Below are 24252 nucleotides of genomic sequence, written 5' to 3' on the forward strand. Positions count from 1 at the left end.
GGCAGATGGCAGAATTTCACCGCAAGCTCGAGCGCAATGCCATCGGCTTCGTCCTGGCCATCGTCGTGGTCGCCAGCATTGGCGGCTTCGTCGAGATCGCGCCGCTCTTCACCATCGACGAGACGGTCGAGGACGTGCCCGACATGCGCGTCTACACGCCGCTGGAACTGGCCGGCCGCAACATCTACATCCGCGAAGGCTGCTACGCCTGCCACAGCCAGATGATCCGTACCTTGCGCGACGAGGTCGAGCGCTACGGTCCCTATTCGCTGGCCGTCGAGTCGAAATACGACCATCCGATGCTGTGGGGGTCAAAGCGCACCGGCCCGGATCTCGCCCGTATCGGCGGCAAATATTCCGACGCCTGGCATGTCGCCCATCTGACCAACCCGCGTGACGTTGTCGTGGAATCGGTGATGCCGAAATACGGCTGGCTGAACCGCAACACGCTGCGCACCGACGACCTCGGAGACCACCTCCTCGCCCAGCGCCGGGTCGGCGTTCCCTATACCGACGAGATGATCGCCAACGCCACCAACGACGCCTACGGCCAGACCGCGCCGGACAGCGAATTCGCGACGGGGGTGGCCGAGCGTTACGGCGAGGCGACGCAGATCCGCTCCTTTGACGCCGACGCTACCCGCGTCACCGAGATGGATGCGCTCGTCGCCTATCTGCAGATTCTCGGCCATCTCACGGACGCCGCCTACAAGCAGTCGGCAATGGCCGGGGAGGCCGCCAAGTGAGCCTAGATCACCAAACCCTGGTCGGCTTCGCCAAGAGCTGGGGCCTGTTCTACCTGATGGCGCTGGCCGTCGGGGTCCTGATCTACACGTTCTGGCCGTCCAACAAGAAGCGTTTCCAGGACGCCAAGAAGAGCATTCTCGACGAGGACGACAAGCCATGGATGTAGGCGATCGCGACCCCGTAACCGGTCAGCTGACGACGGGTCACGAATGGAACGGCATCACTGAGCTCTATACGCCGGTGCCGCGCATCGTGTTCTTCTTCCTCTTCGTCACCATCCTGTTTTCGATTGTCTACTGGGTGCTGATGCCGGCCTGGCCGCTCGGCTGGACCTACACCAAGGGCATTCTCGGCTTCGACCAGAAGGCGGTGGTGCAGAGCCAGCTCGCCGAGGCGGGTGCCGAGCAGTCCGCCTGGACGAGCCGGATCGACGGCATGGACTATGCCGCCATCCAAGCCGACCCGGAACTGATGAAGATCGTGCACGAGGCCGGCGCCACGCTGTTCGGCGACAATTGCGCCGTCTGTCACGGCACCGGCGGCACCGGCGGCAAGGGCTTTCCCGACCTGACGGCGGGCGCCTGGCTGTGGGGCGGCGAGCCGGAGGTGATCGCCGAGACGCTGCGTGTCGGCATCAACGCGCCGCATGAGGAAACCCGCGTTTCGCAGATGCTGTCCTTCGGTCGCGACGGCATTCTCGCCCGCGACCAGATAGATGACGTGGTCGGATATGTGGAGTCGCTGGGGCCGTCTGTCGCGGCCGCTCATGACGAGGAAGCTCTAGCGCGTGGCGCCGAGGTGTTTGCCGGCAATTGCGCCGCTTGCCATGGCGAGGACGCCAAAGGCAATCGCGACCTTGGCGCGCCAAACCTCACCGATGCGTCCTGGATCTATGGCGGCGACCGCCAGTCGATAACCTCGACCGTCTACTCCGGGCACCAGGGGCTGATGCCGAGTTGGGAGCAGCGCCTGACACCGACCCAGCGCAAGATCCTGACGCTCTACGTGCTCGGTCTCTCGGGAGAGACACAGTGACAGCGCTGCCGCAGCATGCAGTGGCTGTCGAGCGCACGCCGCACCGCGGCAGGGCGCTGGCGATCGGGCTGGTGATTGCGGGCGTGGCGCTATTGGTCGCCGCCAATGCACATTTTCTCTATGTTGCGGTGACCTCGCAGCCCGATTGCGTACCCTACAGCAGGGCTTCGGGCGAGAACGCGGCCGGCACCTACGGTGCCGCAAAGCCGGCGTGCTGAGAGAGCGAGACGAAGTGGCAGGACAGGAAGGGATCATCAGCATGGGCAAGGCAGGCACGGTCACAAACGTACCCGTTGTTGGATCGCGCAATCGCGGCCTGCCGGTCAGCGCCGCCTTCGGCTGGCTCGCTGCCGGCGCACGCGACCTCACCACCCAGGCGGGGCTCAGCCTCGCCTACGGGCTCGCCGTCTTCCTGGTCTCGATCGGTATCGTTTCGGGGCTGTTCTATCTCGACCTCGACTACATCCTGTTCCCGGCCATCGCCGCCTTCATGGTCGTCGGGCCGCTGGTTGCCGTCGGCCTCTACCAGAAGAGCCGACTGCTCGAAGCCGGCGAGAAGGTAACGCTGGCGCGCATGCTTTTCGTGCGCCCGGCCTCCGGCCCGCAGATCATGTTCATCGGCGTCATCATGCTCGGCCTCGCCCTGCTGTGGATGCGTGCCGCCGTCATCATCTACGCGCTGTTCTTCGGCCTGCGCCCCTTCACCGGGCTCGACAACATCGTGCCGATCCTCTTCGGCACTCCGCTCGGCTGGTCGATGCTCGTCACGGGCACGGTGGTCGGCGGCGTCTTCGCCGCTTTCTCCTTCGCCATCAGCGCCTTTTCCGTTCCGATGCTGCTTGCCGAGAAGACCGACGCCTTCACCGCCATCGGCACCTCGATCTCGCTGGTATGGAACAACCGCCCGGTGCTGATTGCCTGGGGTGCCATCGTGCTGGTTCTGACCGCCATCGGCCTCGCCACGGCGATGGTCGGGCTGATCGTGATCTTCCCGCTGGTCGGACACGCGACATGGCATGCCTACCGGGCGATCAGGTGATGCGCCCGCTGCCCGGCCACGCCCGCCCGGCCTGACCGCCATGAGTTGCTGCGCGCCCGGCATCGAGGCATCGCTCCAGGCCGAGGCTTCGAGCCCGGCCGAGGAACTGCACCTTGCCAGCCGCGATCTCGGCGACGGCACCTTCCAGACCGACCTCTCGGTGCCCGGCGTCCACTGCGCCGCCTGCATCGCCGTGGTCGAAAAGAGCCTCCAGGCGCTGCCCGGCGTCGAGCATGCCCGCGTCAACCTGTCGATGAAGCGCGCCAGCGTGAAGTGGAGCGCCGGCGCTGCGCCCGACCTGATCGGCGCGCTCAGGACCGCGGGCTATGCCGCCCATCCCTTCGCGGTCGAGACGTCGGCGGGCGATCCGGAATATTCCCGCCTCGTCAAGGCGCTAGCCGTTGCCGGCTTCTGCGCCATGAACATCATGCTCCTGTCCGTCTCGGTCTGGGCGGGCGCTTCCGGCGGCACTCGCCAGGCCTTTCACCTGATCTCGGCCGTGCTTGCCGTCCCGGCCATCGTCTATTCCGGCCGCATCTTCTTCCTCTCCGCATGGTCGGCGCTTCGTCACGGCCGCACCAACATGGACGTGCCGATCTCGGTCGGCGTGCTGCTTGCCTTCGGCCTTAGCCTCTACGACACTCTGAATGACGGCACGCATGCCTATTTCGACGCCGCCACCACGCTGCTGTTCTTCCTGCTGATCGGCCGCACCCTCGACCACCTGATGCGCGAGAAGGCGCGTTCAGCAGTCGCGGGCCTCGCCCGGCTGACGCCGCGCGGCGCTACCGTCGTCGAACCGGACGGCGCCCGCCGCTACCTGCCGCTCGCCGAGATCGAGCCGGGCACGGCGCTGCTGATCGCCGCCGGTGACCGCATCCCGCTCGATGGCATTGTTACCGGTGGTGTTTCCGATCTCGACCGCTCGCTGGTCTCGGGCGAGGCGGCGCCCGAAGTCGCGCGCGCCGGCACGCGCGTGCAGTCCGGCCTGATGAACCTGACCGGCGCGCTGACCATGCGCACCACGGCGCGCGCGGAGGATTCCTTCCTCGCCGAGATGGTGCGCATGATGGAGGCGGCCGAGGGCGGCCAGGCCGGTTATCGCCGCATCGCCGACCGCGCCGCGGCGCTCTATTCGCCTGTCGTTCATCTGGTTGCACTCGCCACGCTGCTCGGCTGGTTCTTCGTCACCCTCGACTGGCATGCCTCGATCACCGTTGCGATTGCCGTCCTCATCATCACCTGCCCCTGCGCGCTGGGCTTGGCCGTGCCGATCGTCCAGGTCGTCGCCGCGCGCCGCCTGTTCGAGCGCGGCATCCTAGTCAAGGATGGCTCTGCGCTCGAGCGTCTGGCCGGGATCGACACGGTCCTCTTCGACAAGACCGGCACGCTGACGCTGGGCAGCCCGCGCATCGTCAACGTCGCTGACATTGATCCTGCCGCTCTCGGCATCGCGGCAAGCATGGCCGCCGGCTCGCGCCATCCGCTCTCGGCGGCGATTGCTGCCGAGGCGCGCAAGGACATCGCCGCCCCGATTGTCTTCGACCGGCTCGGCGAACAGCCGGGCAACGGCCTCGAGGCGTACGCCGGCGATACTGTGTATCGCCTGGGCCGGCCCGACTGGGCGCTTGGCAAGACCGCCGATGCCGCCGGCGACGAGCCCTATTCGATGGTGCTGCTTGCCCGCGACGGCGTCGAGCTTGCCCGCTTCAAGCTGGAGAGCACCATTCGCCCGGGTGCGGCCGCGACGGTGGCCGGCCTGCAACGCCAGGGTGTGGAAGTCGAAATCCTGTCGGGCGACCGCGAGGCGGCGGTTGCCGCGCTTGCCTCCCGCCTCGGCGTCGAGCGCTTCGGATCCGCCCTCCTGCCTGCCGAGAAGGTCGCCCGCATCGAGGCGCTGCGGTGCGAGGGGCACAGGGTCCTGATGGTCGGCGACGGGCTGAACGACGCGCCGGCCCTTGCCGCTGCCGACATCTCGATGGCGCCGGCAAGTGCTGCCGACATCGGCCGCACGGCGGCGGGTTTCGTCTTCATGAACGAGAGCCTGTCGGCGGTGTCCGATTCGCTGCAGATCGCCCGCAACGCCAACACGCTGGTGCGCGAGAATTTCGCTCTGGCGATCGGCTACAACGTTATCGCGGTCCCGATTGCCGTCAGCGGCCAGGTCACGCCCCTGCTGGCGGCGGTCGCCATGTCGCTCTCCTCGGTTGTGGTTGTCGCCAATGCCATGCGGCTCGGCCGGCCTGATGCGAGGAAGCCAAGCTGGCGCGCGCTGTTCGACGCCGGCCATGGTGGCGAGGCGGTGGGCGCATGACGATGAGCTATCTCGCCATTCTGGTGCCGATCGCCCTGCTGCTAGGCCTTGCCGGGCTGGCGGCCTTCCTGTGGAGCCTGCGCGCCGGTCAGTATGACGATCTCGAGGGTGCTGCGCAGCGTATCCTGCTTGAGGATGATGACCGGCCGATCGAGCATGCTCCCAGCCCCCGCGAGTAGGGCGTGCCTGCGCGTCAGACCCCGAGATAGCGGTCCTGCAGGTCCTCGGTCAGTTCCTGTGGCCGCCCGGTCCAGACCGTACGGCCCTTTTCCAGCACCACGCAGCGGTCGGCCACCGGCAGCAGCTCCGCCATCGTCTTGTCGACCACCAGGATCGACTGGCCCTCGGCCTTCAGCTTGCGGATCGCCGTCCAGATGTCCTGCCGGATCACTGGTGCCAGTCCTTCGGTCGCCTCGTCGAGGATGACCAGCCGCGGATTGGTCATCAGCGCGCGGCCGATCGCCAGCATCTGCTGCTCGCCGCCCGACAGCGTGCTGGCATATTGCCCGAGCCGCTCGCCGAGCCGGGGGAACAGGCCGGTCACGCCGTCGATGGTCCACTTGCCCGGCCGCGCCGCCGCGACGAGATTTTCGCGCACCGTCAGGTTCGGAAAGCAGCGTCGTCCCTCCGGCACCAGCCCGATGCCCAATCGCGCGATCCGAAAGGCCTGCTTGCGCGCGATTGCTGTGCCGCCGAACTCGATGGCGCCACTGCGCGGCCGGTTCAGCCCGCAGATCGAGCGTATCGTCGTCGTCTTGCCCATGCCGTTGCGGCCCATCAACGCCACCACCTCGCCCTCGGCGACGTCGAGGTCGACGCCGAACAGCGCCTGGCTGGCGCCGTAGAAGGTTTCGATGCCGGCGACCCTGAGCAGCGTCATTGCGGCTCTCCGAGATAGGCGGCGCGTACTGCCGCGTCGCTGCGGATGTCGGCGACGCTGCCGCTGGCGATGACGCGCCCGTAGACCAGCACCGTCACCCGGTCGGCCAGCGCGAACACCGCGTCCATGTCGTGCTCGACGAGCAGGATCGGCGCCTCGGCGCGCAGCCCGTCGAGAAAGCCGGTCAGCGCCTTGGCGCCCTCCGGGTCCATGCCGGCCATAGGCTCGTCGAGCAGGAACGCCTTGGAGCCCAGCGCCAGCGCAATGGCGATCTCGAGCTGCCGCCGCTCGCCATGCGACAGTTCGGCCGCCGTGACGCCGGCGCGCCCGGCCAGACCCGTGCGCTCCAGGGCCTGCATCGCCGGCCCGGTCAGTCTGTCGTCCTGCATCACGTTGCCGAAGAAGCGGAAGCTCGACCCCTGCCTTGCCTGCACCGCCAGCATGACGTTGCGCAGCGCCGAGAATTCCGGCGTCAGCGATGAGATCTGGAAGGTCCGGCCGAGCCCGCGCCGCGCCCGCTCGGCGACGCCCAGCCCGCCAATATCCTCGCCGAGGAAGCGGATCGTGCCGGCCGACGGCTTCAATATGCCGGAAATCTGCTGCATCAGCGTCGTCTTGCCGGCGCCGTTCGGCCCGATCAGCGCGTGGATTTCGCCGGGCCTGAGGTCGAGGCTGACGTCGTCGGTCGCCTTCAGCGCGCCGAAGCTCTTCGACAGATGGCTGATGTCGAGCACCGGTTCAGCCATGCCGCGGCCTCCCGGCGATCAGCCCGACCACGCCGCCGCGCGCAAACAGCACGACGCCGAGCAGGATCAGCCCGAGGAAGAACTGCCAGCGGTCGGTCATCCCGCCGAGCACGAATTCCAGCATGACGAAGAGGATGGCGCCTGCCACCGGCCCGAACAGCCGCCCGGTGCCGCCGAGGATGATCAGCACGATCAGTTCGCCCGACATCTGCCAGGACAGCATCGACGGGCTGACGAAGCGGGTGAGGTCGGCAAACAGCGCGCCGGCGATGCCGGTGATCATCGCCGAAATGACGAAGGCGGCGAGCCTGATCCTGAGCGGATCGATGCCGACGGCCGCAACCCGCGCCTCGTTCTGGCGTGCCGCCTGCAGCGCTGCGCCGAAGCGAGAATCGCGCAGCCGCCAGGTCAGCAGCAGCGCCGCCATCAGCAACCCGTAGCAGACCAGGAAGAAGCTCGTCGGCGCCATGGTGTTGAGGCCGGGAAAGCCGTTGCGTAGCGTGATCGACAGGCCGTCCTGCCCGCCATAGGAGGGCCAGGAGATGGCGAAATAGTAGATCATCTGCGCGAAGGCCAGCGTGATCATGATGAAGTAGACGCCGCTGGTCCTCAGGCTGATGGCGCCGATCGGCAGCGCCACGAGCCCGCAGGCAAGCGCCGCCACCAGCCAGATGACGGGCATCTGGTCGCTGCCGCCGATCTCGAAAGGCCAGGTCATCAGCGGTTCGGCGTTGAAGGCGTGCGCGGCGAGAATGCCCGCCGCATAGCCGCCGATGCCGAAGAAGGCGGCGTGTCCGAAAGATACCAGCCCGCCGAAGCCGAGCGCCAGGTTGAGCCCGGCGGCGGCGAGCGCCAGCACCGCCATGCGGGTGGCGAGCGTCACGTAGAAGGGCTCGCCGGCCGCATTCGCCGCGAAGGGCAGGGCCAGAAGCAGGATGGCGAGGAAGGCGTTGAGGACCGTTTCGCGCGTCATGCTCAGCCCTGTGCCGCGAACAGGCCCTTGGGCCGGAAGGCGAGGATCAGCGCCATGACGATGTAGATCAGCATCGAGGCCAGTGCCGCGCCGATGCCCGACGCCTTGGCCGGGCCGATCACCGCCGCCAGCATCCCGGGCAGCAGGAAGCGCCCCATCGTGTCGGTGACGCCGACCAGCAGGGCGCCGACGAAGGCGCCCTTGATCGAGCCGATGCCGCCGATGACGATGACGACGAAGGCGAGGATCAGCACCGGCTCGCCCATGCCGACCTCGACCGACTGCAGTGCGCCCACCATGGCGCCGGCGAGCCCCGCCAGGGCCGCGCCGAGCGCGAAGACCACCGTGTAGAGCGTCGAGATGTCGACGCCGAGAGCGCCGATCATCTCGCGGTCGGATTCGCCGGCCCGGATCCGCATGCCGAGCCGCGTCCTGCCGATCAAGAGATAGAGGCCGAGCGCCACGCCGAGCCCGACGCCGATGATCGCCAGCCGGTAGAGCGGGTAGTGCACGCCGCCCGGTAGCGCCACCGCCCCCTGCAGCTGCGACGGAATGTTGAGATAGAGCGGGAAGGAGCCGAACAGCCAGCGCGTGCCTTCCGAGAAGATCAGGATCAGCGCGAAGGTCGCCAGCACCTGGTCGAGATGGTCGCGCTCGTAGAGCCGCCGGATCACCGTCACCTCGACGATGGCGCCGGCCGCCGCGGCGGCGGCGAGGCTGGCCACCAGGCCGAGCCAGAACGAGCCGGTCGCCGTCGCGACGCTTGCGCAGGCGAAGGCGCCGACCATGTAGAGCGAGCCGTGTGCCAGGTTGATCAGCCCCATGACGCCGAAGATCAGCGTCAGCCCGGCCGCCATCAAAAACAGCATCACGCCGAACTGTATTCCGTTGAGCAGTTGCTCGATGAAGAGGGCGGTTTGCACGTGGGATTACAGTCGTCCGATCACTGGGGAACAGTGGTCCAGGTCTTTGCCTGGATTGACGGATTGGTGGTCGCCCCGGAGGCGGCCCGACGAGGCCGCCTCCCGACGTCCGGCAGCATTTGCCTCCTTTCGACTGCTACATCTTGCAGTCTTTGGCGTAGGCGTCTTCGTGATCGACGAAGCTGGTCGCCGCGATCTTGTTGGTCATCACGCCGTCGGCATCCTTGATCACCTCGCGGACGAAGAAGTCCTGGATCGGGTGATGGTTGGTATTGAAGGCGAACTTGCCGCGCACCGAATCGAACTCGGCGGCCTCGAGCGCTGCGCGGAAGGCGTCGGCGTCCTTGACGTCGGCCTTGGCCGCGGCCGAAGCGATCAGGCTCGCCGTGTCGAAACCCTGCGCCGCGTAGATCGAGGGCAGGCGGTTGTACTCGGCCTTGAAGGCCGCGACGAACTCCTTGTTCTTCGGATTGTTGAGGTCCGGCGACCATGAAGCCGTGTTCTTGGCGCCGAGTGCGGCGTCGCCCATGGCGCCGAGCACGTCCTGGGAGAAGGAGAAGCCGGGTCCCATGACCGGGATCTCGACGCCCGACTGCGCGTACTGCTTCATGAAGGCGATGCCCATGCCGCCCGGCAGGAAGAAGAACACCGAGTCGGCGCCCGAGGCGCGGATCTGCGCGATCTCGGCGGCGTAGTCGGTCTGACCGAGCTTGGTATAGACCTCGCCGACCAGCTCACCCTTGTAGAAGCGCTTGAAGCCGTTCAGAGAATCCGTGCCGGCCGGGTAGTTCGGCGCCATGATGAACATCTTCTTGATGCCCTGCTTCTCCGCATAGTTGCCGGCAGCTTCATGGAAATTGTCGTTCTGGTAGGCGACGTTGAAATAGTTCTTGTCGCACTTCTCGCCGGCGAGCGGCGAGGGGCCGGCATTGGGCGACAGGTAGAACTTGCCCTGCGCCACCACGCTCGGCACCACGGCCATGGCGAGATTCGACCAGATGATGCCGGTCAGCACGTCGACCTTGTCGCTCTGGATCATCTTGTCGGCGATCTGCACGGCGATTTCCGGCTTCATCGCGTCGTCTTCGGTAATGACCTCAATGTCCTTGTTGCCAGACATTTTCAGCGACAGCATGAAACCGTCGCGCACGTCGGTGCCAAGTCCGGCGCCGCCGCCCGAAAGCGTTGTGATCATGCCGACCTTGACCGGTTCGGCGAAGGCCAGGCCTGACACGCTAAGCCCGAGAGCGAGCGCGGCAGCTGCAAAAAGAGGTTTCATACTGGTCTCTCCCATTGGTTTCAGGTGCTCAAAGTGCCCAAAACGGGAGCTGTTGCAAACCCTATATTTTAAGGATGAAGTAATTTTGTTGGCCAGCGCACGACTGGCGGGCCGGCCTGCTCCATCCGCATGCTCGCCGCTCGCCCCTCAGGCTGCCGCGTGGTCGCCGGAAAGCCCGTCCATGATCGGGCATTCCGGCCGCTCGTCGCCATGGCAATGGCGCACCAGGTGCTGCAGCGTGTCGCGCAGGCCCGCCAGCTCGGCCAGCTTGCGGTCGATTTCCGCCAGCTTTGCCTCGGCAATCGCCTTCACCTCGGCACTTTCCCGCTCCTTGTCGTCGTAGAGCGACAGCAATTGCCGGCATTCCTCGACCGAGAAGCCGAGGCCGCGCGAGCGCTGCAGGAAGCGCAGCCGGTGTACGTCTTCGGTCGAGTAGTCGCGGTAGCCGTTTTCGGCGCGGCCGGCCTTCATCAGGCCGATGTCCTCGTAGTAGCGGATCGTCTTCGGTGGCAGGCCGGAGCGTTCCGATGCGGTGCCGATGTTCATCGCTTCCTCCGTCTCACTTCAGGTCCAGCGTCCGCAGTCTCAGCGCGTTGCCGATCACCGACACCGAGGACAGGCTCATCGCCGCCGCCGCGATCATCGGCGACAGCAGCGTGCCGAACACCGGGTAGAGCACGCCCGCCGCCACCGGCACGCCGACGGCATTGTAGACGAACGCGAAAAACAGGTTCTGCTTGATGTTGCGGATCGTCGCCTGCGCCAGCGTGCGCGCCCTCACGATGCCGTTGAGATCGCCCTTGAGCAGCGTGATGCCGGCGCTCTCCACCGCCACGTCCGCGCCAGTGCCCATGGCGATGCCGACATCGGCAGCGGCCAGCGCCGGCGCGTCGTTGACGCCGTCGCCCGCCATCGCCACCTTCGCGCCGGCCGCATGCAGTTCGTCGACCAGTTGCTTCTTCTTCTCCGGCAGCATGTCGGCGCGCACCTCGTCGATGCCGAGACTGGCGGCCACCGCCTTCGCCGTGCGCTCGTTGTCGCCGGTCGCCATGATGATGCGCAGCCCGCTCTCGTGCAGTGCGCGGATCGCCGCGGCGGTCGTCTCCTTGATCGGGTCTGCAACGGCCACCAGCCCGGCAGCCTTGCCGTCGACCGAGATGAACATCGCCGTCTTGCCTTCCGAGCGCAGAGCGTCGGCCCGTTCGGTCAGCGCGCCGACATCCACCTCCAGGCCGTCCATCATGGCGCGGTTGCCGAGCGCAACGTTCGCACCGCCAACCTTGCCCGCGACGCCCTTGCCGGTGACGGAGTCGAAATCCTCCGCCTTCTCGACGCTCGCGCCGCGCTCCTTGGCGCCGTCGACGATCGCCTCGGCCAGCGGATGCTCGGAGCCCGTCTCGAGGCTTGCCGCCAGCGACAACGCCTGCGCCTCGTCGAAGCCGTCCGCCGCCACCACGTCGGTCAGCACCGGCCGGCCCTTGGTCAACGTGCCGGTCTTGTCGACGATGAGCGTGTCGACTGTCGAAAAGCGCTCTAATGCCTCGGCATCCTTGATCAGCACGCCGGCCTGTGCGCCGCGCCCTGTCGCCGTCATGATCGACATCGGCGTCGCCAGCCCGAGCGCACAGGGGCAGGCGATGATCAGCACCGACACCGCCGACACGATGCCGAAGACGAGGCTCGGCTGCGGCCCGAACGCCCACCAGGCAAAGAAGGCGATGATCGCGACAAGCACCACCGCCGGCACGAAATAGGACGACACCCGGTCGGCCAGGCCCTGGATCGGCGCGCGGCTGCGCTGCGCCTTGGCCACCATCTCGACGATGCGCGACAGCACCGTGTCGGCCCCGACTTTTTCTGCGGTGATCACCAGCGAGCCGTTCTTGTTCAGCGTGCCGCCGGTCACCGTGTCGCCCGCGGTCTTCTCGACCGGCACCGCTTCGCCCGACAGCATGGACTCGTCGACCGCCGAACGGCCTTCCGTCACGCTGCCGTCGACCGGAATGCTCTCGCCCGGCCGCACCCGCAGCCGGTCGCCCGTCTGCACGTGCTCCAGAGGCACGTCGGTCTCGGATCCATCCTCGCCGATACGCCGCGCCGTCTTCGGCGCCAGGTCGAGAAGCGCGCGGATGGCCGAGCCGGTTCGCTCGCGCGCCTTCAGTTCCAGCACCTGGCCGACGAAGATCAGCGCCACGATCACCGCCGAGGCCTCGAAATAGACCGGCACCGTGTCGCCATGACCGCGGAACTGGTGCGGGAAGATATCCGGAAACAGCGTCGCCACGACGCTGTACAGATAGGCCGTGCCGACGCCGATCGAGATCAGCGTCCACATGTTCGGGCTGCGGTTGACGATCGATTCGTAGCCGCGGTGGAAGAAGGGAATAGCAGCCCACAGCACCACCGGCGTCGCCAGTGCCAGTTCGATCCACGTCGCTGTCGGCTCGCCGATCCAGGCGCGGAAGGGCAGGCCGATCATCGGCCCCATGGTGATCAGCAGCAGCGGAACCGACAGCAGCCCGCTGACCCACAGCCGCCGCGTGAAGTCGACGAGTTCCGGGTTCGGTCCCTCGTCACCGGTCGGCACGCCCATCGGCTCCAGCGCCATGCCGCATTTCGGGCAGGAGCCGGGTCCGTCGCGCACGACTTCCGGATGCATCGGGCAGGTATATTGCGTGCCCGCTGGCATCGGCTCGGGGGCAGGCGGGCCGTCGGCATATTTCTCTGGATCGGCCTCGAATTTGGCCTTGCAGCCGGCCGAGCAGAAATAGGTGCCATGCCCCGCGTGGCGGGCAAAATGCTTTGCGGTCGCGCGGTTGACCTTCATGCCGCAGACCGGGTCGGTCGCGGTCAGATAGGCTTCCGGATCCTTGGTGAATTTCGTCCGGCAGGACTCGCTGCAGAAGTGAAATACGTGCCCGTCATGCTCGGCGCTCGGCTTGCCGGCGGTAGGGTCGACGGTCATGCCGCAGACCGGGTCGCGCACCACGTCTTCTGCCTTGCCGGCGGCGCTGGCGCCGCTCGTGCAGCAGCCCGCGGAATGGGTATGGTGGTGGTCTTGGCTGGTCATCGGAATATCCTCTGAACGATATGTAGGATCACTGCCTACACTTTCCAGTCACTGGAAGGTCAAGGCCTGTTTGCCGTGTCGCAGGATAGTCGCTCGGGAGTGGTTGATTGAGATCAACGCGCATGACGGCCGGTTGGACCATAATGCCCGTCTGTCACTGGAAAAGGAGATTACTCCTATGACCCGTCTTATCGTTTCCGCTGCTCTTGCTTGCGCCATGGCCCTGGCAAGTCTTCCCGCCCACTCGCAGTCCATGCGCGGCCCCATGGGCATGATGGGCGGCGGTTGTCCCATGATGGGCATGATGGGGCGCGGCATGATGGGCCGCGGCTGGAGCGACGACCAGGGCGGCCGACACATGATGGGACGCCACCCGAGAATGGGCGCCATGGTCGACGGTCGCCTCGCCTATCTCAAGAGCGAGCTTGAGATCACCGATGCCCAGGCTGCGGCTTGGGATGCCTACGCAACTGCGGTGAAGGATCGTGTCGAGACCATGCAGGGCATGCACGAGGGCATGATGGAAACAATGACCGCCGGCACCGCCATCGAACGCATGGATGTCCGTATCGCCGGCATGGAAGCCATGCTGGAATCCCTCAAGGCCATGAAGCCCGCAACCGAAGGCCTCTATGCGGCGTTAAGCGACGATCAGAAGAAACTCGCAGACGAGTTGATCGGAAACGATTGCGGCGCCTTCTAGGTGCCGCTTCGCGGCCGTCGGCTCGCGCCAAAGGAGCCAGAATGAGCTATACTTTTACCAAGGTGCTGAACGCGTCCATGAGCGACGCCGTCGAGCGTGCCACGGCCGCTCTTGCGGCCAAGGGCTTCGGCGTCCTCACCACGATCGACGTAAAGGCCACGCTTAAGAAGAAACTTGACGTCGATTTCCGGCCCTATGTCATCCTGGGTGCCTGCAACCCCGAATTCGCCTACCAGGCGCTGCAGCATGAGGACAAGATCGGCGCCATGCTGCCTTGCAACGTCGTCGTCCAGGAACTCGACAAGGACCGCGTCGAGGTCTCGGCGGTCGATCCCGTCGCCTCGATGCAGGCGGTCGCTAACCCCAAGCTGGGCGCGGTCGCTACGGAAGTGCGCGACCGCCTGAAATCGGTCATCCACAATCTTTGAATAAGGGGAGGGCGGTTTCGCTGGCCGGCTCAGGCTGGCGGCCGCCCGCTCAGCTTCTGCACCGCCTGATACTGGCTGAGAAAGACTTCGCCGGAAAGATCTTGCAGGAAGTGCGAGCGCTTCAGCCTGTCCATCACCGGACCCTTCACCTCCGACAGGTGCAGCGTGACCCCGGCCGCGCCCAGCCGGTGGCTGATCTCCTCCAGGCTTTCCAAAGCGCTGGCGTCGATGGCGTTCACCGCCGGGCACATCAGGATCAGATGCTTCAGCTCCGGCCGGTCGGCGGTCAGTTCAGCGATGCGGTCCTCTAGGTAGCGGCTGTTGGCGAAGTAGAGGCTCTCGTCGACCCGGATGGATAGTATCTCCGGGCAGGTTACCACGCTGTGGCGCTCGACGTTGCGGAAATGCTCGGTCCCCGGCACGTTGCCGACGATCGCCATGTGCGGCCGCGAGCTGCGGTAGAGGTGGAGCAGGAGCGACAGAGCCACACCCGCCACCACGCCGGTTTCGACCCCTAGGAACAGTGTGCCGAGAATGGTCGCGGCCATCGCCGAGAAATCGATCTTCGAATAGGTCCAGACGCGGCGGATTGCGCCGACATCGACCAGCGACAGCACCGCGACGATGATTGTCGCTGCCAGCGTGGCACGCGGCAGCTCGGCCAGCAGCGGCGTCAGGAACAGCGTCGCGCCGGCAATGCCGACGGCGGTGAACATGCCGGCCGCAGGCGTCTGCGCGCCGGCGTCGAAATTCACCACCGATCGGGCGAAGCCGCCCGTCACCGGGTAACCCGACGAGATCGCCGAGGCGATGTTGGCGGCGCCGAGACCGATCAGTTCCTGGTCGGGAATGATCCGCTGGCGCCGCTTGGCCGCAAGCGTCTGCGCCACCGAAACCGATTCGACGAAGCCGATCAGGCTGATCAGCAGGGCAGGGACGGCGAGCGCCCGGATCAGTTCAAGATCGAGCCCCGGAACGGCCGGAACCGGCAGGCCGGGCGGGATGGCGCCGACCAGCGCGACGCCGCGCTCGCCGAGGTCGAAAAGCGAGGTGGCGAAAATCGTGCCGGCCACCGCCAGAACCGGGCCGGCCTTGGTCAGAAAGTCGGCGAGGCGGGGCGCGAGCCCGGCGCCGACCAGAATCGGCTTCAGCCTAAGCCGCACGAAATAGAGGAAGGCCAGCACCGAGAGCCCGACGGCCAGCGTCGGGCCATTCGCCTGGCCGATGGTCCCCGCCAGCCCGGCGAAGATTTCGGTCAGCGTGCCGCCGCCGGCCGGAATGCCGAGTACGTATTTCAGCTGGCTTGCCGCAATCAGCAGTCCCGACGCGGTGATGAAGCCGGAGATCACCGGGTGGCTGAGGAAATTGGCGACGAAGCCGAGCCGGAACAGGCCCATCGCGATCAGCATGACGCCGGACATCAGCGCCAGCAGCATCGCGGCCGCGACATAGGTCGCGGTGCCCTGCGCGGCGATTTCGCCGATCGCCGAGGCGGTCATCAGCGACACTACGGCGACCGGGCCGACCGCCAGCGTACGGCTGGTGCCGAAGATGCCGTAGGCGATCAGCGGCAGCACCGAGGCGTAGAGACCGACCTCGGCGGGCAGGCCGGCCAGCATCGCATAGGCCAGCGACTGCGGGATCAGCATGACCGTCACGATCACCGCCGCCACCAGGTCGCTCGACAGCATCGCGCCGTCGTAGCGCCGGCCCCAGTCGAGGATCGGCAGGTAGCGGGCTGCACCCGTCCGCGGCATCGGCTTCCCTCTCGTCAGGCTGGCTGCGGCACGGCGGGCCTGTCGGCGAGCGTCCTGGCAATCCACATGCCAGCGAACATCGCCGGCACGAAAACCAGCGTGCCGGGTGCCGCAAGGCCGATCGCCGTCAGAGCCGGCCCCGGGCAGAAGCCGCCGAGGCCCCAGCCGATGCCGAAAATCGCCGACCCCGTGAGGATGCGGCCGTCGATGTCCTTGCGGGTCGGGATGTGGAAGCTGTCGCCGGTGATCGGCCTATTGCGTCTGAACACAAGCCTGTAGCCGATGAAGGTCACGACCACTGCGCCGCCCATGACAAAGGCGAGCGAGGCATCCCAGGAACCGGCGAGGTCGAGGAAGTTCAGCACCTTGGCCGGGTCGGACATGCCGGAGATGACGAGGCCGAGGCCGAACAGGAGGCCGAGGCCGAGATTGACGAGGAAGGTCATGCCTGGCTCCTCAGATCACGTGACGGACGATGAACACGGTGACGATGCCCGTCGCCATGAAGGTGGCGGTCGCCACGATGGAGCGCGTCGACAGCCGCGAGAGGCCGCAGACGCCGTGGCCGCTGGTGCAGCCATTGCCGTAGACCGAACCAAAGCCGACCAGCAGTCCCGCGACGGCCATCAGGGCCATGTTGGATGATACGGTCTGCACGATGTCCGTGCCGGTCACGGCGGCCATGGCGAGCGGCGCGGCCACCAAGCCGAGCACGAAGCCGAAACGCGACAGGAAGGCGCGGTCGCTGTAGGAGGGCATCAGCCGGCTGGCGATCAGGCTGATGCCGGCAATGCGGCCCTGCCAAAGCATCAGCAGAACGGCCGACAGGCCGATAAGGGCGCCGCCGACGAGCGAGGCCACGGGCGTGAATTCTGTCATGTCGATGTTCTTTGCGTTGGAGGGGATTTCCTGTCCTGCGGCACTTCGCAGAACATGCGGTGCATGAGTCCGATGAATTCCGACACGCGGCCGTCGGCGAGGCGGTAGAAGACCGACTTCGATTCCTTGCGGCCGACGATGAACCCTGCCTCTCTAAGTTCGGCGATCTGTTGCGAGAGTCCCGGCTGGCGAATGCCCAGCGTGTCCTCGAGGTCGCGCACCGAGCGCTCGCCATCGACCAGCGCGCAGACGATCATCAGCCGGCTGCGATGCGCCAGCCGCTTCAGGAAGGTGGCCGCGTCGCCCGCACTTTCCACCATGTCGCGCGTCTCGGGCGCGAGGTCGAGCTTCACGGCGTCACCCCCACGATGCCCCGGAGAGCAGGTCGAGCGGAAATTTCAGGTAGCGCTTGCCGTTCGCCTCGGGCTCGGGCAGCACGCCGGCATTCATGTTGATCTGCAGCGCGTGCAGGATCAGCTTCGGCATCGGCAGGGTCTTGTCGCGCGCCTCGCGCACGGCGACGAATTCCGCCTCGCTCTTGCACTTCGACATATGCGAGTTCGTTGCCTTCTGCTCGCCGACCGTCGATTCCCACTGCGGCTCGCGACCGCCCGGCTGGTAGTCGTGACCGGTGAAGACGCGCGTCTCGTCCGGCAGCGCCAGGATTTCCTGGATCGACTGCCACAGGCGCTTGGCGCTGCCGCCCGGAAAGTCGGCGCGCGCCGTGCCGCTGTCGGGCATGAACAGCGTGTCGTGCACGAAGGCCGCGTCGCCGACCACATAGGTGATGGAGGCCAGCGTATGGCCGGGCGAGAACATCACCTTGGCGGGAAGCGAGCCGACCGTGAAGGTCTCGCCATCGGCGAACAGGCGATCCCATTGCGAGCCGTCGGCCGGGAAGTCCGGCCAGTTGTAGAAACCCTTCCACAGCTTCTGCACCTCGGTCACCTTGGTGCCGATCGCCTTCGGCGCGCCGGTCTTTTCCTTCAGGTACTGGGCGGCCGAAAAATGATCGGCATGCGGGTGGGTGTCGAGGATCCATTCGACTTCGAGACCCTGCTCGCGCACATAGTCGAGGATGGCATCGGCGTTGATCGTGGCCGTCGCGCCGGACTTTTCGTCGAAGTCGAGCACCGGGTCGATGATGGCGCACTTCTTCGTTGCCGGATCAGCGACCACATACTGGATGGAGAAGGTGCGCTTGTCGAAGAATCCTTTGACCTGTGGTTGTTGCATGTATCGGCCTCCGGGCTTTGCTGGTTGCTGTCGGCGGAACGCTGCCCGCCTGCGGCTGTTCCGCCGGGCGTGCCATCCTTGTCGCAAGACCTATTATCCTTGCAGAAAAATGCAATAGTTAAACCGAAGTCGTTGGCAGGGCTCCCCGCTGGGCGTCGGATTCCCTGCCCTGCCCATTCCGTTCGCCGCGTCCCCGGGCTATCAAATGCGTCAGACCGAGGGAGACGATGCATGGCCGACATCACGATCCGACCGCTTGAGTTGTCAGACAATGCCGATTGGCGCCGGCTGTGGACGCTCTATCTCGAATTTTACGAGACCACGGTATCGGAGGATGTCTACCGCTTCACCTGGCAGCGTCTGTTCGAGAAGGGGGAGTTCGAGCCGAAGGGGTTGCTCGCCATCGTCGACGGCAAGCCGGTCGGCCTCGTGCACTATCTCTACCACCGCTCCTGCTGGGCGATCGCCAACAATTGCTACCTGCAGGATCTCTTCGCCGCCCCGGAAGTCAGGGGGACCGGCGTCGGCCGCGCGCTCATCGAGGCGGTACATGCGTCGGCTGCCAGGGCCGGCGTTTCGAATGTTTACTGGATGACGCACGAGACCAATACCGTTGGCCGCAGGCTCTATGACCGCATCGCCCGCCGCACCGGCTTCATCGAATACGACATGCTATAGGCTAGGTCCGATCCTGCGCCTCCAGCCAGCGCAGTACCAGCAGCTCTTCCTCCTCAAGGCCCTCCACCGGCTTGCGCCGCGAGCGGCGCGCCTGCGCGAATTCCTCCGCCAGTAGGCCCTCCTCCCAGGACGTCATCACTCGTGGGTGGATGTAGCAGTTGCGGCACACGGTGCGTGTGTTGCCGAGATGGCCAGCCACCTGGTCGATCACCGCGTTCATCGTCATCGCCCGTTCCCGCTTGGTCTCGGGCAATCCCGTACCGGCAAACAGCGACGCCGCGGTTACCGTGCCGCCCCAGGTGCGGAAGTGCTTCGAACTGAAGCCGTTGCCGGCCGCCTCGTGGATATAGGTGTTGACGTCCTGCGAGCGCACCACGCGGCGGTCGCCTTCCTCGTCGACGTACTGGAAGAGGTGCTGCCCCGGCAGTTCCTGGATGCCGCGGATGATTTTGGCCATCCGCCGGTCCGTCACCTTCAGGTTCCATTCCTTGCCCGACTTGCCCTTGAAGGCGAAGCGCAGCCGCGAGCCCTCGACCACGACATGCCGGTTGCGCAGCGTCGTCAGTCCGAAGCTCTTGTTGTCGCGCGCATAGGTGGCGTTGCCGACTCGGATCATCGTGTTGTCGAGCAGCCAGACGATCGAGGCTACGACGCGCTCGCGCGGCAACTCTCGCCGGCGCAGGTCCCGGTCAAGCCGTTCGCGGATGGCGGGCAGGGCGCGCGCGAACTCGGCAAGGCTTGAATACTTCACCTCGTCGCGGCTCGCCGACCAGCGCTCATGGTAGCGGTACTGTTTGCGGCCGCGCTGGTCGCGCCCGGTCGCCTGCAGGTGGCCGTCGGCGTCAGCGCAAATCCAGACGTCCGTCCAGGCCGGCGGAATCGCCAGCATGCGGATGCGGTCGAGCGTTGCGGCATCGCGCACCGGGCTGCCGTCGGCCTGCTCGTAGCCGACGCCCTTGCCGCGCCGCCGACGCCTGATACCCGGCTCGGCGTCGCTGACATAGGTCAGGTCCGCCTGCCGGGCATATTCGGCAGCCTCCGTTATGCCGCCACCGCCGCCGGTGGCCGAGCCGCCTGTCATGATCCGCATGTCGCTTGAACCTCCGTGACGCCCGGAATAACCGGTCCGGCCGTCGGAGGTTCCCACGATCCTGACAGTCCGCCGTCAGGGCCGGATCAGGTCCCCGCCGCAGCTGCCGCAGCGTTAGTCTTGTGCCGGCTAAGCAGTGGGTCGCGACAGGCCCGTCTGGGCGACGCGAAACTTCATGGAACCGCAACAAAACCATTGTCGATCTGTCACAATCGAAAGATACTCCCCGTCGCGAGACACCCCCATCTCGCCAACCACATACGGGAGAGAAACATGTCGTTTCAACGCTTTGCGGCCGGACTGGCTGCCACCATCACGTTGCTGTCCACGACTTCTGCCTTTGCTGTCACAGAGATTTCCTGGTGGCACGCCATGACCGGCGCCAACAATGAAGTCGTCGAAACATTGTCCAAGGAGTTCAACGAGAGCCAGAGCGATTACAAGGTCGTTCCGGTCTTTAAGGGGACCTATCCCGAGACGCTGAATGCAGGCATCGCCGCCTTCCGCGCCAAGCAGCCACCGCACATCATGCAGGTGTTCGACGTCGGCACCGGCGTCATGATGGCCGCCGAGGGAGCCGTCAAGCCGGTTGCCGAAATCCTCTCCATGGGCGGCACCGCCTTCGACAAGAGCCAGTACCTGCCGGGCATCGTGGCCTACTACTCCAAGCCCGATGGCACCATGCTGTCCTTCCCCTACAATTCCTCCTCGCCGATCCTCTATTTCAACAAGGACATCTTCGAGAAGGCCGGCCTCGACGTGAACAATCCGCCCAAGACCTGGCCGGAAGTCTGGGACGCTGCAAAGAAGATCAAGACAAGCGGCGCTGCGCCCTGCGGCTACACCTCGACCTGGCTCACCTGGATTCACACCGAGAACTTCGCCGCCTGGAACGACCTGCAGTACGGTACGCAGGAAAACGGACTGGCCGGCACCGATGTCGAGCTCACGCTCAACTCGCCGCTCTTCGTGAAGCACTTCCAGGAACTCGCCGATCTTGCCAAGGACGGCACCTTCAAGTATGGCGGTCGCACCTCGGAGGCCAAGCAGATCTTCCTCGCCGGCGAATGCGGCATCTTCACCGAATCGTCCGGCGGTCTCGGCGACATCGTGAAGTCGGGCATGAACTACGGCATCGGCCAGCTTCCCTACGAGCCGGAAGCCCCGAACGCGCCGCAGAACACCATCCCCGGCGGCGCCAGCCTGTGGGTCTTCGGCGGCAAGTCCGACGAGGAATACAAGGGTGTCGCGGCCTTCTTCACCTTCCTGTCACAGACCGAAATCCAGGCGCGCCTGCATCAGGTCTCGGGCTATCTGCCGGTGACGCTTGCTGCCTACGAGGAGACCAAGAAGTCCGGCTTCTACGACAAGAACCCCGGCCGCGAGACGCCCATCACGCAGATGATGGGCAAGGAGCCCACCGCCAACTCCAAGGGCGTTCGCCTCGTCAACCTGCCGCAGGTCCGCGACATCGAGAACGAGGAGTTCGAGAAGCTGCTCGCCGGCGAACAGACGGCACAGCAGGCGATGGACAACATCGTGTCGCGCGGTAACGCGGCAATCCAGCAGGCCATCGGCAACTGATCCCGGCCGTCACCAACGACAATCGCCCCGCGCATCCCAGCGCGGGGCACTTTGCTGATCGGAGGATGTCCTGACTCCACGCGTGGTATTTCCCAACAAGGTGCTGCCCTATCTGCTGGTCGCGCCGCAGCTTGCCATCACGCTGGTGTTTTTCTACTGGCCGGCGAGCCAGGCGCTCTATCAGTCGATGCTGCGCGAGGACCCGTTCGGCTTGAATTCCAGTTTCGTCTGGTTCGACAATTTCGAGCGCGTCCTGTCGGACCCCTCCTATCTCAATTCCATCAAGGTCACGGCGGTCTTTTCGGTCGCCACTGCCTTCGTCGCGATGTCCACGGCGCTCCTGCTCGCCGTCATGGCCGACCGGGTGGTGCGCGGCCGCGGCATCTACCGCACGCTGTTGATCTGGCCCTATGCCGTCGCGCCGGCCATTGCCGGCATGCTGTGGCTGTTCCTGTTCAATCCCTCGATCGGCACGCTGGCCTACGGGCTGCGCTGGCTCGGCATCGCCTGGGATCCGCTGCTCAACGGCACCGATGCCATGGTCCTCGTGGTCGCCGCCGCCTCGTGGAAACAGATCAGCTACAATTTCCTGTTCTTCGTCGCCGGCCTGCAGGCGATCCCGAAGACGCTGATCGAGGCAGCCGCCATCGACGGCGCGGGACCGACCAAGCGCTTCTGGACGATCGTCTTTCCGCTGCTGGCGCCGACCACCTTCTTCCTGCTGGTCATCAACACGACCTACGCCTTCATCGACACCTTCGGCATCATCCACGCCGTCACCGGCGGGGGGCCCGGCAAGGCGACCGAGACGCTGGTCTACAAGCTTTACAATGATGGCTTCGTGAACCTGATCCTCGGCGACAGCGCCGCCCAGTCGGTGATCCTGATGATTATCGTCATCGCGCTCGCCGTCTTCCAGTTCCGCTTCGTCGAGAAGCGGGTGCATTATGGTTAGGCCGGCATGATCGAGAACACGCCCGTCCGCACCGTCATCGCGCACCTCCTCTTGGTGCTCGGCATCCTCGTCGTCGCTTTCCCGATCTATTACACCTTCGTGGCGTCGACCCATTCGCTGCAGACCATCCTGCGGCCGCCTCTGCCGCTGCTGCCTGGCGACCGTTTCATCGAGAACTATTCCACCGCGCTGTTCGGCGGCATCGGCCGCATCGGCGGCGTCTCGGTCGCCACCATGCTGTGGAACACCACGGTCATGGCGCTCGGCATCGCCATCGGCAAGATCGTCATCTCGATCCTCTCTGCCTATGCCATTGTGTTCTTCCGCTTTCCCTTCCGCATGACCTTCTTCTGGCTCATCTTCATCACCCTGATGCTGCCGGTCGAAGTGCGCATCCTGCCAACCTACAAGGTCATGGTCGACCTGCATCTGATCGACACCTATGCCGGACTGATCATCCCGATCATCGCCTCGGCGACCGCAACGCTGCTGTTCCGGCAGTTCTTCCTGACGATTCCCGGCGAGCTGGTCGAAGCCGCGCGAGTCGACGGCGCCGGCCCGTTCCGCTTCTTCAAGGACATCCTGCTGCCGCTGTCCAAGACCAACATCGCGGCGCTCTTCGTCATCCTCTTCATCTATGGCTGGACGCAGTATCTCTGGCCGCTGCTGGTCACCAATTCCAACGACATGAACACCATCGTCATCGGCCTGAAGAAAATGATCTCCTTTGCCGATGCCGATACCGAATGGCACCTCGTCATGGTCACCTCGATGCTTGCCATCGTGCCGCCGATCCTGGTTGTCGTGCTGATGCAGCGCTGGTTCGTCCGCGGCCTCGTCGATACGGAGAAATAATGGCAACCGTCACGCTCAACGATGTGAGGAAGGTCTATCCGGGCGGCGTCGAAGCCGTCAAAGGCGTCTCCATCGTCATTCCGGACAAGGCACTCTGCGTGCTGGTCGGCCCGTCAGGATGCGGCAAGTCCACCCTGCTGCGCATGATCGCCGGCCTGGAATCGATCACCGCCGGCACCGTCTCGATCGACGACAGTGTGGTCAACGCCATTGGCCCGACCGAACGCGACATCGCCATGGTCTTCCAGAACTACGCGCTCTACCCGCACATGAAGGTCTACGACAACATGGCCTACGGCCTGCGCAACCGCGGCACGCCGAAGGACGAGATCGACCGGCGCGTACGCGAGACCGCAGAGAAGCTCGAACTCACGCCGCTGCTCGAGCGGCGGCCGCGCGAACTGTCGGGCGGCCAGCGCCAGCGCGTCGCCATGGGCCGCGCCATCGTGCGCAACCCGAAGGTCTTCCTGTTCGACGAACCGCTCTCCAATCTGGATGCCAAGCTGCGCGGCCAGATGCGCATCGAGATCAAGAGCCTGCAGCGCTCGCTTGGCGTCACCAGCGTCTACGTCACCCATGACCAGTTGGAGGCGATGACGCTCGCCGATCTCCTCGTGGTGATGAACGCCGGCAAGGTAGAGCAGATCGGCGATCCGCTCGACATCTACGAGAAGCCTGCATCGACCTTCGTGGCGAGCTTCATCGGCGCGCCGCCGATGAACCTGTTGCCGGTCACCTTGGGCGAGAAGGGTTTTGCCTTCGCCGACGGGTCGGCGGTCGACGCCGCCCAGGGTCACAAGGATGCTGCCACCTTCGGCTTCCGCCCGGAGGACGCCGACGTCGCCTTCGATGAAGACGTTCCGGCCGGCGCGCTGACGCTTGCCGCCGAGGTCCAGGCGGTCGAGCCCGTCGGCGCCGACAGCTTCCTCTATTGCGCCGCCGCGGGCTCGCAGATCGTCGTGCGCGTTGCCGGTCGCGCCAAGGCAAGGCCCGGCGACCAACTGCGCGTCATCGTCCGTCCCGAAAAGCTCCACTGGTTCGACGGTTCGGGCAAGCGCACAGACTGAGCCGCCGCCCTTTG

27 protein-coding genes are annotated in these 24252 nt (G+C 65.8%); 14 read left to right on the top strand and 13 right to left on the bottom strand.

Annotation, left to right across the window (positions count from 1 at the left end):
• Positions 1–5: 5 nt before the first annotated feature.
• Genes ccoO through ccoS form a run of 7 tightly spaced genes read left to right on the top strand, consistent with a single transcriptional unit; the run spans position 6 to position 5314 of the window.
• Positions 6–746, top strand: coding sequence for a cytochrome-c oxidase, cbb3-type subunit II (ccoO, locus tag ACT2BZ_RS12575; RefSeq protein WP_457935492.1), 741 nt, complete (start codon positions 6–8; stop codon positions 744–746).
• A complete protein-coding gene (locus ACT2BZ_RS12580; protein ID WP_457935493.1) occupies positions 743–913 on the top strand; it encodes a cbb3-type cytochrome c oxidase subunit 3 in 171 nt (56 codons plus the stop codon). Before ccoO ends, ACT2BZ_RS12580 begins: the two co-directional genes overlap by 4 nt.
• A complete protein-coding gene (gene ccoP / locus ACT2BZ_RS12585) occupies positions 904–1782 on the top strand; it encodes a cytochrome-c oxidase, cbb3-type subunit III (protein WP_457935494.1) in 879 nt (292 codons plus the stop codon). The genes ACT2BZ_RS12580 and ccoP overlap by 10 nt, the downstream gene beginning before the upstream one ends.
• Positions 1779–2000, top strand: coding sequence for a hypothetical protein (locus tag ACT2BZ_RS12590; protein WP_457935495.1), 222 nt, complete (start codon positions 1779–1781; stop codon positions 1998–2000). Before ccoP ends, ACT2BZ_RS12590 begins: the two co-directional genes overlap by 4 nt.
• A 41-nt stretch (positions 2001–2041) precedes the next feature.
• Positions 2042–2821, top strand: coding sequence for a DUF2189 domain-containing protein (locus ACT2BZ_RS12595; protein WP_457941293.1), 780 nt, complete (start codon positions 2042–2044; stop codon positions 2819–2821).
• A 40-nt stretch (positions 2822–2861) separates the two neighbouring features.
• Complete coding sequence (locus ACT2BZ_RS12600) at positions 2862–5135, top strand: heavy metal translocating P-type ATPase (protein ID WP_457935496.1); 2274 nt, start codon at positions 2862–2864, stop codon at positions 5133–5135.
• Between the two features lie 2 nt (positions 5136–5137).
• On the top strand, positions 5138–5314 hold the full coding sequence (gene ccoS / locus ACT2BZ_RS12605; RefSeq protein WP_457941294.1) for a cbb3-type cytochrome oxidase assembly protein CcoS: 177 nt from the start codon (positions 5138–5140) through the stop codon (positions 5312–5314).
• Positions 5315–5328: 14 nt separating this feature from the next.
• On the opposite strand, the gene ACT2BZ_RS12610 is transcribed toward ccoS, so the two are convergent.
• From ACT2BZ_RS12610 to ACT2BZ_RS12640, 7 genes are all read right to left on the bottom strand, one after another.
• Entirely contained in the window at positions 5329–6015 is a 687-nt protein-coding gene (locus ACT2BZ_RS12610) for an ABC transporter ATP-binding protein (RefSeq protein ID WP_457935497.1), read from the bottom strand.
• The gene (locus tag ACT2BZ_RS12615; protein ID WP_457935498.1) at positions 6012–6761 is read right to left on the bottom strand and encodes an ABC transporter ATP-binding protein; all 750 of its coding nucleotides are present in this window, start codon (positions 6759–6761) and stop codon (positions 6012–6014) included. Before ACT2BZ_RS12615 ends, ACT2BZ_RS12610 begins: the two co-directional genes overlap by 4 nt.
• A complete protein-coding gene (locus tag ACT2BZ_RS12620; RefSeq protein WP_457935499.1) occupies positions 6754–7734 on the bottom strand; it encodes a branched-chain amino acid ABC transporter permease in 981 nt (326 codons plus the stop codon). Before ACT2BZ_RS12620 ends, ACT2BZ_RS12615 begins: the two co-directional genes overlap by 8 nt.
• Before the next feature lie 2 nt (positions 7735–7736).
• A complete protein-coding gene (locus ACT2BZ_RS12625) occupies positions 7737–8657 on the bottom strand; it encodes a branched-chain amino acid ABC transporter permease (RefSeq protein ID WP_457935500.1) in 921 nt (306 codons plus the stop codon).
• Between the two features lie 136 nt (positions 8658–8793).
• Positions 8794–9936 (bottom strand): ABC transporter substrate-binding protein, encoded by a 1143-nt coding sequence (locus ACT2BZ_RS12630; protein WP_457935501.1) that lies wholly within the window; start codon positions 9934–9936, stop codon positions 8794–8796.
• Between the two features lie 147 nt (positions 9937–10083).
• Positions 10084–10482, bottom strand: a complete 399-nt coding sequence (gene cueR / locus ACT2BZ_RS12635; RefSeq protein ID WP_457935502.1) for a Cu(I)-responsive transcriptional regulator — start codon at positions 10480–10482, stop codon at positions 10084–10086.
• Between the two features lie 13 nt (positions 10483–10495).
• On the bottom strand, positions 10496–13006 hold the full coding sequence (locus tag ACT2BZ_RS12640) for a heavy metal translocating P-type ATPase (RefSeq protein ID WP_457935503.1): 2511 nt from the start codon (positions 13004–13006) through the stop codon (positions 10496–10498).
• A 178-nt stretch (positions 13007–13184) separates the two neighbouring features.
• On the opposite strand from ACT2BZ_RS12640, the gene ACT2BZ_RS12645 reads away from it, so the two are divergent.
• Positions 13185–13709 carry a Spy/CpxP family protein refolding chaperone gene (locus ACT2BZ_RS12645; protein ID WP_457935504.1) on the top strand — a complete coding sequence of 175 codons (525 nt, stop codon included), beginning with the start codon at positions 13185–13187 and terminating at the stop codon, positions 13707–13709.
• Positions 13710–13750: 41 nt separating this feature from the next.
• A complete protein-coding gene (locus tag ACT2BZ_RS12650; protein WP_457935505.1) occupies positions 13751–14137 on the top strand; it encodes a DUF302 domain-containing protein in 387 nt (128 codons plus the stop codon).
• A gap of 29 nt (positions 14138–14166) precedes the next feature.
• Here the strand turns inward: ACT2BZ_RS12650 and ACT2BZ_RS12655 are convergent, their stop codons facing one another.
• From ACT2BZ_RS12655 to ACT2BZ_RS12675, 5 genes are read right to left on the bottom strand one after another with little or no spacing between them, the layout of a single operon-like run.
• Positions 14167–15894 (bottom strand): SulP family inorganic anion transporter, encoded by a 1728-nt coding sequence (locus tag ACT2BZ_RS12655; RefSeq protein ID WP_457935506.1) that lies wholly within the window; start codon positions 15892–15894, stop codon positions 14167–14169.
• A 14-nt stretch (positions 15895–15908) separates the two neighbouring features.
• A complete protein-coding gene (locus ACT2BZ_RS12660) occupies positions 15909–16340 on the bottom strand; it encodes a DUF6691 family protein (protein ID WP_457935507.1) in 432 nt (143 codons plus the stop codon).
• Between the two features lie 10 nt (positions 16341–16350).
• On the bottom strand, positions 16351–16773 hold the full coding sequence (locus ACT2BZ_RS12665) for a YeeE/YedE family protein (protein ID WP_457935508.1): 423 nt from the start codon (positions 16771–16773) through the stop codon (positions 16351–16353).
• Positions 16770–17126: an ArsR/SmtB family transcription factor gene (locus tag ACT2BZ_RS12670; RefSeq protein WP_457935509.1), complete on the bottom strand. Its 357-nt coding sequence runs from the start codon at positions 17124–17126 to the stop codon at positions 16770–16772. Before ACT2BZ_RS12670 ends, ACT2BZ_RS12665 begins: the two co-directional genes overlap by 4 nt.
• 4 nt (positions 17127–17130) lie before the next feature.
• Positions 17131–18009 carry an MBL fold metallo-hydrolase gene (locus ACT2BZ_RS12675; RefSeq protein WP_457935510.1) on the bottom strand — a complete coding sequence of 293 codons (879 nt, stop codon included), beginning with the start codon at positions 18007–18009 and terminating at the stop codon, positions 17131–17133.
• 231 nt (positions 18010–18240) lie between these two features.
• Here ACT2BZ_RS12675 and ACT2BZ_RS12680 point away from each other — a divergent pair, with 231 nt between their 5' ends.
• Positions 18241–18687 carry an N-acetyltransferase family protein gene (locus tag ACT2BZ_RS12680; RefSeq protein WP_457935511.1) on the top strand — a complete coding sequence of 149 codons (447 nt, stop codon included), beginning with the start codon at positions 18241–18243 and terminating at the stop codon, positions 18685–18687.
• Between the two features lies 1 nt (position 18688).
• Here ACT2BZ_RS12680 and ACT2BZ_RS12685 read toward each other — a convergent pair whose 3' ends face one another.
• The gene (locus tag ACT2BZ_RS12685; protein WP_457941295.1) at positions 18689–19768 is read right to left on the bottom strand and encodes a DNA topoisomerase IB; all 1080 of its coding nucleotides are present in this window, start codon (positions 19766–19768) and stop codon (positions 18689–18691) included.
• Positions 19769–20050: 282 nt separating this feature from the next.
• Between ACT2BZ_RS12685 and ugpB the strand changes: the two genes are divergently transcribed.
• The 4 genes from ugpB (at position 20051) to ACT2BZ_RS12705 (ending at position 24238) form a co-directional block, all read left to right on the top strand.
• Positions 20051–21361 carry a sn-glycerol-3-phosphate ABC transporter substrate-binding protein UgpB gene (gene ugpB / locus ACT2BZ_RS12690; protein ID WP_457935512.1) on the top strand — a complete coding sequence of 437 codons (1311 nt, stop codon included), beginning with the start codon at positions 20051–20053 and terminating at the stop codon, positions 21359–21361.
• 70 nt (positions 21362–21431) lie between these two features.
• Positions 21432–22316: a sn-glycerol-3-phosphate ABC transporter permease UgpA gene (gene ugpA, locus ACT2BZ_RS12695; RefSeq protein WP_457941296.1), complete on the top strand. Its 885-nt coding sequence runs from the start codon at positions 21432–21434 to the stop codon at positions 22314–22316.
• Positions 22317–22322: 6 nt separating this feature from the next.
• Positions 22323–23171 (top strand): sn-glycerol-3-phosphate ABC transporter permease UgpE, encoded by an 849-nt coding sequence (gene ugpE, locus ACT2BZ_RS12700; RefSeq protein ID WP_457935513.1) that lies wholly within the window; start codon positions 22323–22325, stop codon positions 23169–23171.
• A complete protein-coding gene (locus ACT2BZ_RS12705) occupies positions 23171–24238 on the top strand; it encodes a sn-glycerol-3-phosphate import ATP-binding protein UgpC (protein WP_457935514.1) in 1068 nt (355 codons plus the stop codon). Before ugpE ends, ACT2BZ_RS12705 begins: the two co-directional genes overlap by 1 nt.
• Positions 24239–24252: the final 14 nt, after the last annotated feature.

The organism is Mesorhizobium sp. 10J20-29, from assembly GCF_054130485.1.